The following is a 16,845-nucleotide window of genomic DNA, read 5'->3' on the forward strand; positions in this document are numbered from 1 at the left end:
TTTACCTACCCCGCCACCACCGCGGCGACCTTGCTGATCGGCTCGGCCAGCGCGTTGATCACGTCGGAGAGCCCCTTCAGGTCGGCCTGCGACAGTTCGTTGTGGAATTTCCAGCCGTCGCCGTTGCGGTGCTTCGCCAGCTCCGCGTCGACGTTGGCGAACTCGGTGTCGAGCTGCTTGACCAGGTCGCCGTTGCGCTGCTCGAGCGCCGGCCGGAGCGCGGCGATCGCGGCTTTGGAGCCTTCGACGTTGGCGTTGAAGTCCCACAGGTCGGTGTGCGAGTAGCGGTCTTCCTCACCGGTGATCTTGCCGGTGGCGACCTCGTCGAGGAGCTCCTTGGCGCCGTTGGCGAGCTGGAGCGGCGAGAGCTGCTCGGCCTGCGACTTGGCGACGATCTCCTTGACGTTGACCATCAGCTCGTCGGCCATCGGGCCCGACTTGGAGATGTCGCCGGTCTTCCACAGATCGCGCTCGATCGCGTGGAACCCGGTGAACTTCATGCCCTCTTCGACGACCTCTTCGCGACCGTCGATCTTCGGGTCGAGGTCACCGAAGATCTCGGCCACCGGCTCGATCCGCTCCCAGTAGGTGCGGGCGACCGGGAACAGCGCCTTGGACTTCGCGATGTCGCCGGCCTTGACCGCGTCGACGAACTCCTGGGTCTTGGTCAGCAGCGCGTCGGTCTGGCTCTTGACGTAGCGCGAGTAGCTGTCGGTGGCGTCCTTGAGGGCGGCGTCCTCGGTGAGCGGCGCGGCCGAGCCGTTGACCTTGAGCGGGTTGCGGATGCCCTTGCCGATCATGCCGGGCTTGCAGGCCGTCTCGTAGGTGCCGGCGGCCAGCTCGACGTGCAGCTCCCGGCTCAGCCCCGGCGCGATGTTCTCGACCTCGCCCATCACGCGGTCGCCGGCGGCGTACACGTAAAACTCGGTGACCTTGCCACCCTTGTTGGTGACCTTGAATTGCAGAGTGCCGGCGTCGACGTCGGTGACCCCGACCTCGCAGGCGGTGTCGCTGGCGTTGACCGTGATCGGCCCGCCCGCGGCGTCAGCGCCCGAGCCGGCGGAGTCGTCGCTGCTGGAGCAGGCGGCGAGGCCACCAGCCAACAGGGCGACCGCGACGGTCGCGAGGTATCTGCTGCGCATTCAAGAACTCCCGATCAGGACTTCTGCGTGGTGGACGCAGGGGTGGTGGTTGTTTCAACGGGTGCCGCGGCGGGCGCCGGCTTGCGCTTGGCCGGGCGAAGGAAAATCGCCAGGACCGGGATGCCGTACGCGACCCAGGCGATCGTTTCCAGCACCGTCGGCGCCGGGGTGATGTTGAACATTCCGGCGAGCACGCTGCCGTACCAGGAACTGGGGTCGAGCGTGCCGCTGATGTCGAACGCGAGCGTGTTGAGGCCCGGCAGCACGCCGGATTCCTGGAAGTCGTGCACGGCGTATTTGAGGATGCCGGCGGCGACCAGGATCAGCAGCGCGCCGGTCCAGGTGAAGAACTTGCCGAGGTTGATCCGCACCGCCGTGCCGTAGAGCAGGATGCCGATCACGATGGCGGACGCGACACCGCCGATCAGCGAGTAGAGCGGGCCGCCGTCGGTCCGCACGCCCTGGACCGCGGAGTAGAAGATGAGCGCGGTCTCCAGCCCTTCGCGCACGACGGCGAGAAAGGCCATCACCGCGACAGCGATCGAGCCGACCGCGAGCGCGTCGGTGAGCCTGGTGCGCAACTCGCCGGCGATCGAGCGGGCGGCTTTGCGCATCCAGAAAATCATCCAGGTGACGAACACGACCGCGGCGAGCGAGGTGATCGCCTCGAACAGCTCGCGGTCTTTGTAGTCGGCAAGCAGCGTGGTGCTCGTGTAGGTGAGCATCCAGCCGAAGAGGACGGACAGGACGACCGCGAGCGCGACGCCGGCCCAGACCTGGACCAGCCGGTCCTTGCGCTGCGACTTGACGAGGAAGGCAACGAGGATGCTGACCACGAGGGTCGCTTCCAGGCCTTCGCGCAGGCCGATCAGGTAGGTGGCGAACATGTCGGTGAGGACTCCGGTCACGCTCGGTAATAGGCCGCCCTTACTTAGGGCAGCCATACCTTCTCTCCGGTTGAGCGCGAAGTCAAGTTAGGTGTGTAACGTCTCGGCATGTGAAGGCGTTCGTGCCATGGCTGACCGTGCTCGCGCTGGTCTACGTGCTCAACCTGGTGCACCTACGGCCGGTCGCCACAGCGCTCGCGGTGGGCTGGCTCGTCTATTGCGTGTGGACCTGGGTGCGCCCAAAACGCCGCCAAAACACCACCAACTAGAGCGGATTCGACAGCTGGCGCCATTCGTCGCTGGTGCGGCCCAGTGAGTTCGACCACCGGCACCGGCGCGCGGCCCAGCACGGCCCGGAACCGACCGGTCATCCACTCCCGAACGTGCTCGCCGTCGCGCAGCCGTCCTGCTCGAACGCGACATCGGCGTGATCGGTCGAGAGTTACAGATCGGGCCACCGCGCGGCCGCGCGGCCTCGGCGGCCGCCTCTCGTGCCCGGGCCACCTTCACGAAGAAGGTGTCGCCGAGGGTGAACGTGGCGGCGGTGAGCGCGTGCTCCGAGATTGGCGAAGGCCCCCCGCCGGGCACACCGGCGAAGGGCCATCGTCCTTGATTTTGATTGTTCGGTAGTGCTGGACACCCGCGGACGTGGCAGGGCGAGGGCCCGCTCTTGGCCCTCGCCCGGTCCCCGGCGGGAGCAACGGTCGTGCCAACGACGAACCCGGGATCGGATCCGTTTGGGTTTTAGTAGCGGTAGTGCTCCGGCTTGTAGGGGCCCTCGACCGCGATGCCGAGGTAGCCGGCCTGCTCCTTGCTCAGCTCGGTCAGGTGCACGCCGAGCGCGTCGAGGTGGAGCCGCGCGACCTTCTCGTCGAGGTGCTTCGGCAGGGTGTAGACGCCGACCGGGTATTGGTCGAGCTTGGTGAACAGCTCGATCTGGGCGATCGTCTGGTTGCTGAAGCTGTTGGACATCACGAAGCTCGGGTGGCCGGTCGCGTTGCCCAGGTTGAGCAGGCGGCCCTCGGACAGCACGATGACCGAGTGGCCGTCGTCGAAGCGCCACTCGTCGACCTGCGGCTTGATGTTGATCCGCGTGGTGTCGGCGCGCTTGGTCAGGCCGGCCATGTCGATCTCGTTGTCGAAGTGGCCGATGTTGCCGACGATCGCCTGGTGCTTCATCCGCGCCATGTGCTCGTTGGTGATCACGTTGAAGCAGCCGGTCGCGGTCACGAAGATGTCGGCGGTCTCGACGACGTCTTCGAGGGTGGCGACCTGGTAGCCGTCCATCGCCGCCTGGAGCGCGCAGATCGGGTCGATCTCGGTCACGATGACCCGGGCGCCCTGGCCGCGGAGGCTCTCGGCGCAGCCCTTGCCGACGTCGCCGTAGCCGGCCACGACCGCGACCTTGCCGCCGATCAGCACGTCGGTCGCCCGGTTGATGCCGTCGATCAGCGAGTGGCGGCAGCCGTATTTGTTGTCGAACTTCGACTTGGTGACCGAGTCGTTGACGTTGATCGCCGGGAAGAGCAGGCTGCCCGTCTGCTGCATCTCGTAGAGGCGGTGCACGCCGGTGGTGGTCTCCTCGGTGACGCCCTTGATGCCGGCGGCGACCCGGGTCCAGCGGCGGTTGTCCTCCTGGAGCGAGCGGTTGAGCACGCCGAGGATGACCGCGTATTCCTCCGAGTCGGCGCTGTCGACACCCGGCACGGCGCCAAGACCTTCGAATTCAGCGCCCTTGTGTACGAGCAGAGTGGCGTCGCCACCGTCGTCGAGGATCATGTTGGGGCCCTGGCCGTCGGGCCACAGCAGCACCTGCTCGGTGCACCACCAGTATTCCTCGAGGGTCTCGCCCTTCCAGGCGTAGACCGGGACACCAGCGGGCGCCTCGGGCGTGCCGGCCGGGCCGACGACGATCGCGGCCGCGGCGTGGTCCTGGGTCGAGAAGATGTTGCAGGACGCCCAGCGGACCTGCGCGCCGAGCGAGGTCAGGGTCTCGATGAGCACCGCGGTCTGGATGGTCATGTGCAGCGACCCGGTGATGCGGGCGCCCTTCAGCGGCTGCGCCGCGGCGAACTCGCGCCGAAGCGACATCAGACCGGGCATCTCGTGCTCGGCGAGCTGGATCTCCTTGCGACCGAACGCGTGCAGCGAAAGGTCGGCCACCTTGAAGTCGCCCTCGGCAAGGGTGCGCGGACGGTCACCGGTCGACGCGTCGTGCGCCGGAAGGGTGCTGGTCATGAAGGCTCCTAATCGGTCGCGTCTGTGCTGTGCTCTGCGCCTGATCGCGACCATCGAGCTTACGCGGACGGCACATGCGAAGCAGCGTTACCCCGTGCCGCCACAGTCCCTCGGTTGGCCCGCTGGCTGGATTGGCCGGTCCTCGTCTCTTCGCGGGGTCAAGCCGGGAGCCCCCGTCCGCACATAGCGCACGGGGCGGTGGGTGGTCGGCGGATAAACCGCTCAACCCCACACCGCCCCGTGCATCCCCCCGGTTTGGTTCCCCCGCGCGTGACTCGGACCTTCGTCGCGATAACGCTGCGTGGTTATAGAGTCACACGGCGCAGTCTTCTCCGTCAAGAGAATCCGGATATTTCCTGATCTGTTCCGTCGGGAGTTTTTCCTGGTCGCGGCGGGTGGCGTTTGGTCGGCTTCGGGCACTCCATGCCGCGTTGGACGGCTTCCTAGTGACTCAACGACCCAGCGAGGCTACGTAGACCTCACCCGCACCGGCGATCATGAGCGGGCCGGCGCCGGCCGGGCCGACCGCGGCACGCCCTGGAGTGAGCGAGACCACACCCGTAGCGTCTCCGATCGTCACCTCGCCCGCCGTGCAGAGCGCCAGGACAGGGCCGTTGAGCCGCAACTCGGTGGGACGGGTGACACGGTGGAGGGAGAAGTCGTCGATCGGGACGGGCCAGGTGACCACGCCGTCGGCGATCTCGACCGGCTTGACCACCGGGTCGCGGAGCACGTCGAAGCGGAGGACCTGGAGCAACTCGCCTACGTCGACGCGCTTGGGGGTCAGGCCGCCACGGAGGACGTTGTCGCTGGCCGCCATGATCTCGACCCCGGCGCCGCCGAGGTAGGAGTGCAGATTGCCGGCCGGCATCCAGACCGCGTCACCAGGCTCCAGGTGGACGGGGTTGAGCAGCAGGGCCACGAGGACGCCGGGGTCGCTTGGGTAGTGACTCGCCAGTCGCCGCACGAGGGCAAGGTCGTCGTCGGTCGCCTGCCCGCCACCCGCGGTCCCCGGGGCAAGGTCGTCGGCGGGCGCACCCGCGGTCGCCGGGGCAGGGTCGTCTGCCTGCGCTTGTCCCCCACCCGGGGCAGGATCGTCCGCTGGCGCCTGGTCCTGACCCGCGGTCGCAGAGGCGATGTCGTCCGCAGGCGCTTGCTCCCCGCCCGCGGTCACCAGGGCGACCAGGTCGGCGCGGTTGCCGGGCCAGGTCAGCAGTAGCTCGACCGCGTCGGCGAGTTCGCCACGGCGTAGGTGGGCGACCACCGGGGCGAGGGTCGCGCCGCCCAGGGCTTCCAGCGCGTCGGCGGAGCGGTGCGGGTCGCGGAAACCGCACAGCGCGTCGAAGGGCTCGATCGCGACGAGGAGTTCGGGCTTGTGGTTGGCGTCGACGTAGTTAGGGTCGCCGGCCGCGAACCGCTCCCGGGCGTGCTCGAGGTCGGGATGGGCCTGCAACGACAGCGGGGCGTCGGCCGCGAGCACCTTCATCAGGAACGGCAGGCGGGGCCCGAAGCGGGTCACCGTTTCCGCGCCGAGCCAGCCCGTCGGCGCGGCCGCGATGGCGTCGGCCAGGCTGACCGGGCCGTCTTCGCCGTCTAATGTTGACGGTGCGCCGGGGTGGGCGCCGATCCAGAGCTCGGCTTCCGGGCCGGCACTGGGCGCCGGGCGGCCCTGTAGCCGGGCAAGCACGGTGCGCGAACCCCACGCGTAGTCGCGGATTGGGCTATCGAGTGATTCCACTGTGGCCGGTCCCTCGGTGTGCGGTGTCGCGCGGATCGTGCTGCTGCTCAGCGTCCGGGCGCACGCGGAGGTCGGCCGGAGGCCGCGGTGGCAGCCCAGCGATCATCGCGCGCGGCCGGGCGGCTTCCGCCCGCGGCGGAGTGCTCCGGTGACTCACGCGACACCCCCTCGATCCCGTTCGGCGGGCGGATCCGGCCTGTGCTGTAGCCAGCCCGACGCCGACTTGCGCGGCGACCAGCCCGGGAAGAGCTGGTCGCGAGACCAGCCCAGGAGGGGCCGACTCGTTGCCGTGATTTACCCGCTTGGGCTCAGTGGGTGGTGATGCCTTCGGCGGTTTCGGCGGCGGCGCCGTCGCCGGCCTTGGCCGCCCGGTTGCTGAAGATGTCTGGCTCCAGGTAGATCACCCGGGCGATCGGCACCGCTTCGCGGATGCGCGCTTCGGCGGCGTTGATCGCTCTGGCCAGGTCTTCGGCCGTCTCGTTGGGTGTCACCGCGATCTTCGCGGCGACCAGTAGCTCTTCCGGACCCAGGTGCAGGGTCTTCATGTGGATGATCCGCTCGATCCCGGGACCGCCGACCAGCGCTTTCTCGATCGCCTGGAGGTTTTCCGGGCTGGCGCCCTCGCCGAGCAGAAGGCTCTTGGTCTCGATCGCCAGCACGATCGCGATGGCGACGAGGAGCAGGCCGATCATCGCGGTGCCGGCGGCGTCCCACTTGCCGTTGTGGGTGGCCAGCGTCATCGAGACGCCGAACAGGGCGAAGACCAGACCGAACAGCGCGCCGACGTCTTCGAGGAGCACGACCGGCAACTCTGGGGCCTTAGCCCGGCGGACGAACGCGACCCACGACGCCTTGCCGCGGACGTGGTTGGACTCCTTCACCGCGGTGCGCAACGAGTAGGACTCGAGGCAGATCGCGACGATCAGCACGAGGATCGGGACCCACTGCCACGAGTCGAAGCCGTGCGGGTCCTGCCATTTGTGCCAGGCCTCGTAGAGGGCGAACAGGCCACCGACGCTGAACAGGATGATCGAGACGATGAAGGCGTAGATGTAGCGCTCTCGCCCGTACCCGAAGGGGTGTTCGGGTGTTGCCTTGCGGGTCGAGCGCCGGCCGCCGAGGAGCAGCAGTGCCTGGTTGCCCGAGTCGGCGACCGAGTGGATCGCCTCCGCGAGCATCGACGACGAGCCGGTTAGCACAAATGCCACGAACTTGGTGACCGCGATGCCGAGGTTGGCCGCAAGCGCCGCGATGATCGCCCGGGTGCCGCCGCCAGCACTCATAGCACTGCGCTCATGGGTTGGAAAGCTCCTTCATCTCGGAAACGGCCGGGACCGCCATCGGGTCGAGACCGTGTGCGAGAGCAAGATAAACCGAAGCGAAGTCGGGTACGGCAACCAGGGATGCCAACCGCTCCAGCGACGACCCGCCCTCGGCGGTGAGCACGTCGCAGCGCACGCCCCGCCGCTCGGCCAGCGTCTGGATCGCGTCGGCGCGCCGTTCTTCGACCGCGAACGGCTCGTCGGTGTCGTCGTCGGCGTTGAGGCCGCCGTCGCGCAGCAGGACCACACGCAGCCGGCTGGACTGCTGGCCGTCTTCGTCGTCGCCGAACGGGTCGGCGAAGATGTCGCGGTCGGACTCGACCAGGCCGCCGAAGACACCGTCGAGCAGGCCGACCCGGCCACGCCCGGCCTCGCCGAGTGCGCCGGCCACCACCGGGTAGCGCGCGTTGGCCGACAGCGTGTCGGCGAACCGCCGGGCCGCGGCCGTCGCGAGCGGCGACGAACCCCAGACGATCGGCACCGAGCCGGCCAGGCCGAGGGCCAGCGACTTCGCCGGGTTGACGAACGACTCGGCGCTCGGCCGGCACCGCTCGGCGTCAGCGTCGAGCCGGGTCGCCGTCTCCGCGAAGTCGGCCTCGTTGACCTTCACCAGCCCCAGGGTGCGGGCGGCGAGCAGCACCGGGACCGTCAGCGCCCACAGGCTGGCGCGGGCCGGCGCACGGCGCGGAACCGCGATGAACGGGGCACGGGCCCGCTCGACGACCGACTGGAGCTCGGAGTCGGGCGCGCCGATGCCGACCAGGCGGGCACCGCGACGGGCCGCGGCGTCGGCGGCCGCGAGCGCCTCGGGGCTGTGGCCCGACGCGCTGATCGCGATCACTACGTCGGCCGCGCCGACCCAGCCGGGCACGCCGGCGCTGCGGTGGACGATGACAGGAGCGCGGGACCGCGGGCCGGCGACCATCGACAGGATCTCGCCGGTGCGGGCCGCGGTGCCGGCGCCGGCGATCACCACGGCGCGGGGCAGGCCGTCGTCTTCGAGCGCGCTGAGGTTGGACTCGGCGGCCAGGGCCGCGGACTCCCGGACCTGCGCGCCGGCCGAAGCCGTCATCCGCAGCATGCCGCCCGGGTCGTTTTCCGCCATCGCGTCCTGGTTGTCCAGCAGGGCCTCATCAGCGACCCGCTGGCCCCGCAGGCCGGCAGCGCCGCCTACCGGAGTGTCCATCAGCTGGCCTGCCCACTCCCCTGCGCCGGCGGGGCCTGGCGGGCCTCGTCGAGCAGGAGGATCGGGATGTCGTCGCGCACCTCGAAGATCCGACCGCACTCGGTGCAGGTCAGGGTCTGCGCACCCGCGTCGTAGGTGAGCGGTGCGTGGTGCGTGTCCGGACACGCGAGTATGTCCAGCAACTGCTGATCCAGGGCCATCGTGCGGCTCCTTCCAGACGTGGGCGGCGGGCCGTCCGGCGACGATCTTAACTGCGGATGAGACCGAGCACTTCGTCGCGCAGTTCTGCCATGCGCGTAGCGGTGTGTGCCTCGACGTTGAGTCGGAGCAACGGCTCGGTGTTGGAGGCGCGGAGGTTGAGCCAGGCGCCGTCGGGGAAGGTCAGCGTCAGCCCGTCGAGCTCGTCGACCTCGGCGTCGGCATAAGCGGCGCGTACGTCCTGCTGCTTGGCCTTCTGGTCGTGCACCGTCGAGTTGATCTCGCCGGACGCGACGTAGCGCTCGAAGGCGCCGCCCAGAACCGACAGCGGCTCCGGCTGGCCGCCGAGGGCGGCGAGCACGTGCATGGCGGCGAGCATGCCGGTGTCGGCGAACCAGAACTCGCGGAAGTAATAGTGCGCCGAGTGCTCACCGCCGAAGACCGCGTTGGTGCGCGCCATCTCCGCCTTGATGAACGAGTGCCCGACCCGGGCGCGCACCGGAGTGCCCCCGTTTTCCTTGATGATCTCGGGTACGGCGCTCGACGTGATCAGGTTGTGGATAACGGTGTCGCCGGGGTGCTTGGCGAGCTCACGGGCGGCGACCAGCGCGGTGATCGCGCTCGGGCTGACCGGCTCGCCGCGCTCGTCGATCACGAAGCACCGGTCGGCGTCGCCGTCGAACGCCAGCCCGAGGTCGGCGCCGTGCTGCACGACGGCGTGCTGGAGGTCGATCAGGTTCTTGGGCTCGAGCGGGTTGGCCTCGTGGTTGGGGAACGACCCATCGAGCTCGAAATAGAGCGGCACGATCGTCAGCGGCAGCGCGCCGAGGACCTGCTCACCGAGCACCGCCGGAACCGTGTAGCCACCCATGCCGTTGCCGGCGTCGACGACCACCTTGAGCGGCCGGATCTGCGAGAGGTCGACGAGATCGCGCAGGTAGCGCGCGTAATCGGCCAGCACATCGTGTTGCTCCGGCCGCGCGCCGGTCGGAGCCGGGATCGTGCCGCCCGCGTCGAGGATGCGCTGCGCGTTGTCGCGGATCTCCCGCAGGCCGGACTCCTGACCGACCGGCTTGGCGCCCGCGAGGCACAGCTTGATGCCGTTGTATTTGGCCGGATTGTGACTCGCGGTGAACATCGCACCCGGCAAGCCCAGCGAGCCCGCCGCGAAATAGAGCATGTCGGTCGAGCCGAGACCCGCCTCGACCACGCCCAACCCCTCGCTGAGCACGCCGCGCGCGAACGCCGAGGCCAGCCCCGGCGACGAGGCGCGCATGTCGTGGGCGATGACCACGCTCGTGCTGCCCGGGTGGTTGGACCTGAGGAACTGTGCGAAGCCGGCACCGAGCGCGGCTGCGGCCCGCTCGTCCCATTGGTCCGGGACGACACCACGGATGTCGTAGGCCTTCACGATCTGGGACAGGTCGGACAACGCACTCGCTCCTTGGACGATGCCAGCGTATCGCCGCTGAGCGTAACGGAGCGCTCCGGTTGGGGCCGGGAAGGCTCTCGCGGGGCTGTGGATAACGGCGAGGCTGTGGATAACCCCGCTGTCAGTCTTCGATACGCGGGAAGATCACCGTCGGCTGGTCTCCCCCAGGCCCAGCCGCCCGGCGCATCGGCGGAAGGAAAATGGTCCCCGACTCGGGCAGCGGCGCCGTGCGGCCGTCCCCGCCGGAGTGCCGACCGCCGTCCGGCGCGAGCCGGTTGCCGGCCCGGTCGGCGCGCAGCGAGCGCACCAGGAAGACGATCAGCCCGACACCCACCAGGACCAGCACCAGACCGCCGGTCATGACCAGCCCGCTCATCCCGAGGAAGCCACCCTCGCCGGGATCTTTCGGCGGAATCGGCACGGCGACCGCGGCCTGGGTCTTGGCGGGATCGTCGAACGGCTCGACCGTCGGCGGCTCCTCCGTCGGCTGCGCCGGGGTGGGCGTGGCGCGCTTGGGCGGCTTGGTGGGCGACTTGGTCGGCGCGACCTTGACACCGTTGACCCGCGCCGCGGCCGACTCATTTCCGATCGGCTCGCCCCGGCCGTTGAACGCTTCACCGATGATCGTGATGCTGCCGCTCGGCGTACCCGATGCGAAGGCGATCCGATAACGCGCGGTCGCGGTCTGCCGCTCGCAGATCTGCGCCCGGTCGGGTGCGGTCCGCTCCGTCGCCACCGCGCCGCCACCGGCGTCGGACACGATGAGTGGCCGCCACTGACCGTGACTGAGCGTCTCGACGCGCACCTGGTTGGCGCTCATCCCGTTGGCGAGGCGAATGCCCAGCCCGGTGCGCACCGAGATGCAGCCCCGATCGCGCCGGGTGACGCTGACGGACGCGTTGCCCGCCCCGCCGCCTGCCGAGAAGGTGCGCGCGGTCCGCAGGTCAAACCGGTCGTCAGCGGCGCTGGCGGTGCCGGCGGAGACAACGATGCCGACGCCGATCGCGCTGACCAGACCCACACCGATCGCCAACCACGCCGCCATGCGACGCCCACCGCGCCGACCCGCCATCATCACCATCTCCCGCGCCTAGTTCCGTCGCTCGGGCGACACGCTACCTGTTGCCCCTTGACAGCAAGACCCGAGAAGCCTTCGAGATCGACTGTACGTAGTGGAACGGCAACAACCTGCACTGTCATCTTCCTGACGCCACTCTCAGTCACCCTGCGGCGGCCGCCCCTCCCACCGAAATACCCAGGCAATCGTGTCTTCATCAGGCAACCGCTCACCGCCAGTAATGCCCGGCGTGATCCGTTCCGCCGTGTCGCGATCGATCGTCTCCTGGCGGTCTTCGTTGCGAATGTCGTCGAGGAATCGGACGACCAGGCCGGGGTCATAGACCCATGCCCGCGCCCAGTGATCCCAGAGCATGGCGTGGCCGCCAGCGACATCCATGACGAAGATCCCGGCAGGCGTGCCCCGGGCAGCAGTCTTATATGTCGCGTAATAGTGGTACATCAAGCAGTCCCGTCACTGTCAGCGAGGTCGCGGCCATCGAGTTCGAATTCAGCCACGACCTGGGCGAAGGTCATGCCGTTGGCAGCGAGCCAAGCTTGATATTCAACCCACACCTCAGGCTTCTGTCTGACCCACTTGCTGAAGCTCGCATCGTGCGCCGGCGCCAACACGTCGCTGCCAGCCGGAGCGCTCGCGTCGACGCCGACTTCCTTGTTGATCACGAGCATCCGCAAGAATGCGTGCACCCGGCGAACCGGCGGCTCGATCACACCGGTGGACCCATCGTGACGGACAACGCTGTAGAGATCGTGGGTGAGCCTGCCCGCGCGCCATGACAGGTTAGTCGGAAACTGGATTTCGAACTTCTGATCGTCTGGTGAGGTCAACTCCACATTGAGGCCGTAGAAGCGATTTGCCTGCCGCCAGTAGTTCTTGGTGCGCCCGATCCGGTAGCCGCGGTTCTCAAGCTGCGCCAAGACGCTCCCCACCGTCGCCGCGTAGGCGTCACCGTCGGGCATCAGGAGTGAGAAACGTAAGACGTCTTTGGTATCCGCCAGGAACTCGGCCACGGACATCTGGTTCGCACGGCCTTCATCGGCGTACTTGCGAGCCAGGGAGTCGAGGGTTTTGAGCCGATGGGTCAGACCCTTCAGCTCCAGGCGATGACCGAACTCAAGATCGGCGGACACTGCTCGAGCGGCATCCTCGATGTCCGCCTGCACCGCGTCCGCCACGACCTCGATCGTTCGACGGGCCGCCTCCAGCTCTTCCAGATGTTCTGTGCTGGGGCTTCTCACAACCTGATCGGGCAGCTTCATGACGACCGGGGTAGCGGTTGTCCCGAAGAGGTCGACCGGCAGAAGGCTGCGTTGGTGGGCGGCGCGGAACAGGGCCGCTTCGGCGAAGGTCTGCGGGAGGGTGCCGCGGTCATAGCGGATGGTGCCTTCGTCGCCGCCCACCTTCCACGTGCCGTCGGGGAGTTCGCGGATCTGGTCGGTCAGCGCGTTGCGAGCGATTCGGTCCGGAGGCCACTCGTCGGGCCAATCAGATAGCCGTTCGGATGGGGTGTGGATCAGGGAGGGCACCCGTTCGAGTCCTGCCTCGCCGGCCGATCGCGGGCGGCGGTTGTCGAGGGTGGCGTAACTGCCGTCGGCCCAGCGGACGCAGTCGATTGGGCCGCCGCGCCAGCCGTTGTCGTGCAGCTGGGCGGCGAGGTCGTCCAGCCGCGTCCCGTCGCGGGTGGTTGGGCTGACGCTGCGTTGAGTGAAGCGGAGCTGGCCCAGCGGCAGCATGGCGACCAGCGGCAGCACCCGGTCATAGCGGGCTCGTTCCGCCGCGCTCAGGGCGCTCGGGTCAAGTCCGAGGTCCGCATAGGTCGCCCTGCCGACGCCGACCGACCGCAACTCCTCCGGAGTCGGGTCGTGCAGCATCTCGCTGGCAACGGGTGAGCGACCGCCGCCAGGCCGCGGTCCCCGCGTCTCACCGACGACCGGGGTGGCCACCGCCAGCGGCGCGTGACCGCCGACGACGCTCGCCGCGGCGACATCGCTCAGCCGCATCGCATCCGCTGCCGGGTGTCGGGGAGCTCCCTCGCGACCGACCGGTTCGATGCCCGATGGGGCGACGCCGACTCCACCGGTGGGGTCGGCAACAGTCGGCGCGGTCAAGGGCGCAGGCCGAAAGTGAGCCGCTGTCGGTTCGGCGACCTCACGACCAGGTGCGACGTCAGCGCGACCTAGACCATCGCGGCCTCCGGTTCCATCTGTCGAGGCACCAAGAACACGCAGATGTCCGTCGCCGCCGTCGACCCGCCGAGGTGAAGCGCCCACAGCGGCATCGCCGTGCAGCGAGTCCGCGCGGACTGGACTCTCGCTGCCCTCGACACGCTCTGGTGAGGCACGGGAAGCGCCGCCCACTCCGGCATCACCGTGCTGCGGGTCCCTGCGGCCGGCACTGTCCAGACCTTCAAGCCGCCCGGGTGAAGCACCATCGGACCGGCCCGGATTATCGCCACCTTCGACGCGCTCTGTCGGGGCGTCGACAACAGCTCCACCACGCGGTGAGTCCGCTCCTTCCAGACCGGCGCCATAGCCGGCGGCCGCGACCGGTTCCGACGACGCGCCGGTCGGGACATCGCCCGGACGACCTGACCCATGCCCAAGAGCACCTGCCGCGGCCGCGACAGCGGCCCAACCACCACCGTGATGGTGACCGGCCGCGTTCGAATGGCCCCGATCCAGAAAGCCATCAACGCCACCGGAGGTCGCCGAACGGGCCGCGTCGTCGAGGCCTGGTATGCCCTGACCAGTCGCCAGGCTCGCCGCCGTCTCGGCCAGAACGTCCGACGCCGCCGAGCGGACCGAATGAGAGACCACCCCTGACGACAAGCCAGGCACGATGGCCGACCCGGCGACACCCCCGGCGAATCCACCGACCGCCGACATCCCCAGCGATCGGAAGTCGAAGCCCGACCGGTGATCGCTCAACACCTGATAGGACTGCGTGCCGGCATCAGCGCCAACCTCCTGCGCCGCCTCCGCCGACCCAGCCACCAGGGCCCGGCGGGTGATCCGTTGAAGCAGCGTCGCGTCGGCCTGTTGAGCGAGCTTCACGACCAGGCGGCCGAAGATGCGTTGGATCGCCACGCGGGTGGCGCCGGCCGCCGCCGTTGCCGCCGGGGTTGCGGCTCCGGCTGACAGCGCCATTGCCACCACCAAAGCCAGCAGTTCGATGACGAGCAGGCCGACCTCGATCCAGACCTCGATCTTCGCCGCCTCGATCTCGGCAGCGCACGACGAGACCAAAGAGCCCAGCTCGGCGAAGCCCGCCGGCAGCGCACCCAACGCGTCGGCGTCGAAGGCCTGCCACGCCTCGGCGAACGCGTCAGACGCCGGACCCGCGTATCCGGCCGTCACCGTCTGGGCCGCGACGACAGCCTCCGAACGCGTGCCGGCCAAGCCCGATCCGGCGGCGAACCACGCGTCGGCCAGGTCCCAGACCGCGCGCTCGTCGCCCGCCGGCCACTCGATGCCGATCACCCATTCGAGGCACTCGTAGGCCCATCCCGGCACGTCCCACGGCAGCGCCTCGAGCGGATGCGGGATCGGGCTCGGCAGCACCGTCACGACGGGCGGCCGAAGCGACGGGCCGAGCCGTCGTCGGCGTCCGAAATGGACGATGCGGCTATCCACACGTCGCCCCCGAGACGGGACAGCGCCACGCCTACCGAGGACCATGCCGCGAGCGCCGCGGCGGAAAGCGGCTCGTAGACCCGGGAGAACGCCGCACCAGCCTCGTCTGAACCCCACGGCTGCCCATCCGGCACACCGGCCTGGGCCGAAGAAGACACCGACGCGCCGACCGCGGACAGGTCGCGGGCCGCCCGGGCCACCGCGGCAGGATCGAGGAACACCTCAGCCATGGCGGCGCAGCAGCGCGTCGAGCTGCCCGGACCGCACATAGTCGGCCACTCCGGAACCCGGCGGCAGATAGCCCGCCACCAGCTCGTGGACCGCCGCGGCCGCCGACGACACGGCCGATCGGACCGTTGTCGTCGCCACCGCGGCTAGTTGCTCCGGGCGGTGTGCGTGGTAGGCACGCGGGTCGAACACCAGCCGGACGAGTTGCCCCCGGGCGTCGACCGTCGCGATCACCAGGCCGTCGGATGATGACGCTGTCGTCGAGAACGCGGCCAAGCGTTCCTGCAGCTCAGCCATGCCGGCCCGGATGCGTTCGTATTGGCCGAGGACCTCGTCGACTCGCCCGCGGAGGGCGTTGTTGACGGCGCGGTCCGCGCGCTCCTGCATTGCCGATTCTCCCAACCCCGCAGGCAGAGATCACCGTAAGTCACGCCGACGATACCGGGAGACATAGATCGATGTGACCCCGTAGACACGAACTTTCCGGCGGTCGGCCATGTCCCGGGGCCACCGACACGCGTTGAGGAAGAGGCCAGCACACGCTGATGGGTGAAAGCCCAGGTCAAGCCCGCGTACGGGGTCTTGGCGTGCCCATGTGCGCACTGATCTTATGTGCCCATCCGGCCGCCGGCGCCGAACCTGTGCAGATTGGACGGTGCATGCCATGACTGTCACCCTGGGCAACCGGTCCGCGATCCCGGCACCGCGCCGTGGGTCGGGTGTCTTCGAGCGCGCCCGCACGGTCACCGAGCCGGCCCTGCGCGCTGCCGTCGACAGTCTGCCGCCGAGCACCCGGCGTGTCGTCGGCTACCACTTCGGGTGGTGGGACAGCAAAGGCAATGATCGCCACGGTACGCCCGGAAAAGCGCTCCGCCCCGCCCTCGTGCTCGTGGCGGCCGAGGCGGTCGGCGGCACCCCGGTCGGCATGGCGGCCGTCTCGGCGGTGCCCGCCGCGATCCCCGCCGCCGTCGCGGTCGAACTGGTGCACAACTTCTCGTTGCTGCACGACGACGCGCTCGACGGCGACGGGATGCGCCGGAGCCAGCGGTCGGCGTCTATCGAGTTCGGCACCAGCGCAGCCATTCTCGCCGGCGACGCCCTGCTCGCACTGGCCTTCGACGTGCTCGCCGCGACCGCTCACCCAGCCGCCGCCACCGCCCACCCCGGCGCCACCGCCCACCCGGGCGCCGCCACTGCCGCCCGGATGCTCGGCGCCACGGTCGCCCAGCTCGTCGAGGGGCAGGCCGATGAGCGCCGCGCGGACGTACACCTGGATGATTGCTTCCGGATTGCCCACCGCAGGACCGGCGCGCTGCTGGAATGCAGCGCGGGGCTGGGCGGCCTGTTCGGCGGCGGCACACCCGCCCAGATCGCGGCCCTGCGCGGCTTCGGAGCCGAGCTCGGCCTCGCAGCCCAGCTCACCGACGACCGGCTCCGGATCTGGGGCGGCGCCGAAACGGCACACTCGGACCTGCGGCGCCGCCGGCGTTCGCTGCCGGTGGTCGCAGCGCTGGCGGCGGATTCCCCGAGCGCAGAACGAGTCGCCGAGGCATATGGAGCGACCGCCAAGTTGTCCGATGTAGACACCAGTGAGTTGGCCGCCGCGCTCGAAGCGGACGGCTGGCGCGACTGGTGCGGCACGGAATCCGACCGGCACCTGCGCGCGGCCCTCGACCAGCTCGATCCCGGCATCCCCGCGGAGTGGCGGCACGACCTGCGCGCGATCGCCCGGCTGGTCGGCGACCGGGACCGGTGAGCCAGCGC

General features: G+C 69.5%; 15 protein-coding genes. 2 read left to right on the forward strand and 13 right to left on the reverse strand.

The window, feature by feature from the left end; genetic code table 11:
- Positions 1-5 precede the first annotated feature (5 nt).
- Positions 6-1,142: an iron uptake system protein EfeO gene (efeO, locus tag DFJ67_RS04970; RefSeq protein ID WP_116066803.1), complete on the reverse strand. Its 1,137-nt coding sequence runs from the start codon at positions 1,140-1,142 to the stop codon at positions 6-8.
- 14 nt (positions 1,143-1,156) lie between these two features.
- Positions 1,157-2,029 (reverse strand): iron uptake transporter permease EfeU, encoded by an 873-nt coding sequence (gene efeU / locus DFJ67_RS04975; protein WP_116075625.1) that lies wholly within the window; start codon positions 2,027-2,029, stop codon positions 1,157-1,159.
- A 110-nt stretch (positions 2,030-2,139) separates the two neighbouring features.
- Here efeU and DFJ67_RS42540 point away from each other — a divergent pair, with 110 nt between their 5' ends.
- Positions 2,140-2,298, forward strand: coding sequence for a hypothetical protein (locus DFJ67_RS42540; protein ID WP_170215745.1), 159 nt, complete (start codon positions 2,140-2,142; stop codon positions 2,296-2,298).
- 475 nt (positions 2,299-2,773) lie between these two features.
- On the opposite strand, the gene ahcY is transcribed toward DFJ67_RS42540, so the two are convergent.
- The 11 genes from ahcY to DFJ67_RS05040 form a co-directional block, all read right to left on the reverse strand.
- Positions 2,774-4,267: an adenosylhomocysteinase gene (gene ahcY / locus DFJ67_RS04980; protein ID WP_116066804.1), complete on the reverse strand. Its 1,494-nt coding sequence runs from the start codon at positions 4,265-4,267 to the stop codon at positions 2,774-2,776.
- A gap of 451 nt (positions 4,268-4,718) precedes the next feature.
- Entirely contained in the window at positions 4,719-6,005 is a 1,287-nt protein-coding gene (gene manA, locus DFJ67_RS04985) for a mannose-6-phosphate isomerase, class I (RefSeq protein ID WP_116066805.1), read from the reverse strand.
- Between the two features lie 308 nt (positions 6,006-6,313).
- Entirely contained in the window at positions 6,314-7,288 is a 975-nt protein-coding gene (locus DFJ67_RS04990; RefSeq protein ID WP_116066806.1) for a cation diffusion facilitator family transporter, read from the reverse strand.
- A gap of 10 nt (positions 7,289-7,298) precedes the next feature.
- On the reverse strand, positions 7,299-8,513 hold the full coding sequence (locus DFJ67_RS04995; RefSeq protein ID WP_116066807.1) for an SIS domain-containing protein: 1,215 nt from the start codon (positions 8,511-8,513) through the stop codon (positions 7,299-7,301).
- The gene (locus tag DFJ67_RS05000; protein ID WP_116066808.1) at positions 8,513-8,713 is read right to left on the reverse strand and encodes a Trm112 family protein; all 201 of its coding nucleotides are present in this window, start codon (positions 8,711-8,713) and stop codon (positions 8,513-8,515) included. The genes DFJ67_RS04995 and DFJ67_RS05000 overlap by 1 nt, the downstream gene beginning before the upstream one ends.
- A 47-nt stretch (positions 8,714-8,760) precedes the next feature.
- On the reverse strand, positions 8,761-10,143 hold the full coding sequence (locus DFJ67_RS05005; RefSeq protein ID WP_116066809.1) for a phosphomannomutase/phosphoglucomutase: 1,383 nt from the start codon (positions 10,141-10,143) through the stop codon (positions 8,761-8,763).
- Positions 10,144-10,264: 121 nt separating this feature from the next.
- Entirely contained in the window at positions 10,265-11,188 is a 924-nt protein-coding gene (locus DFJ67_RS05010) for a hypothetical protein (RefSeq protein WP_116066810.1), read from the reverse strand.
- A gap of 171 nt (positions 11,189-11,359) precedes the next feature.
- Positions 11,360-11,662 (reverse strand): hypothetical protein, encoded by a 303-nt coding sequence (locus DFJ67_RS05015; protein ID WP_116066811.1) that lies wholly within the window; start codon positions 11,660-11,662, stop codon positions 11,360-11,362.
- Positions 11,662-14,787 carry a WXG100-like domain-containing protein gene (locus DFJ67_RS42215; RefSeq protein WP_147315419.1) on the reverse strand — a complete coding sequence of 1,042 codons (3,126 nt, stop codon included), beginning with the start codon at positions 14,785-14,787 and terminating at the stop codon, positions 11,662-11,664. The genes DFJ67_RS05015 and DFJ67_RS42215 overlap by 1 nt, the downstream gene beginning before the upstream one ends.
- Positions 14,784-15,083: a hypothetical protein gene (locus DFJ67_RS05035; RefSeq protein ID WP_116066815.1), complete on the reverse strand. Its 300-nt coding sequence runs from the start codon at positions 15,081-15,083 to the stop codon at positions 14,784-14,786. Before DFJ67_RS05035 ends, DFJ67_RS42215 begins: the two co-directional genes overlap by 4 nt.
- Positions 15,076-15,468 (reverse strand): YbaB/EbfC family nucleoid-associated protein, encoded by a 393-nt coding sequence (locus DFJ67_RS05040; RefSeq protein ID WP_116066816.1) that lies wholly within the window; start codon positions 15,466-15,468, stop codon positions 15,076-15,078. The genes DFJ67_RS05035 and DFJ67_RS05040 overlap by 8 nt, the downstream gene beginning before the upstream one ends.
- Before the next feature lie 277 nt (positions 15,469-15,745).
- On the opposite strand from DFJ67_RS05040, the gene DFJ67_RS05045 reads away from it, so the two are divergent.
- Positions 15,746-16,837, forward strand: coding sequence for a polyprenyl synthetase family protein (locus DFJ67_RS05045; protein WP_116066817.1), 1,092 nt, complete (start codon positions 15,746-15,748; stop codon positions 16,835-16,837).
- The last annotated feature ends 8 nt before the right edge of the window (positions 16,838-16,845 follow it).

Source organism: Asanoa ferruginea, assembly GCF_003387075.1.
Lineage (GTDB): Bacteria > Actinomycetota > Actinomycetes > Mycobacteriales > Micromonosporaceae > Asanoa > Asanoa ferruginea.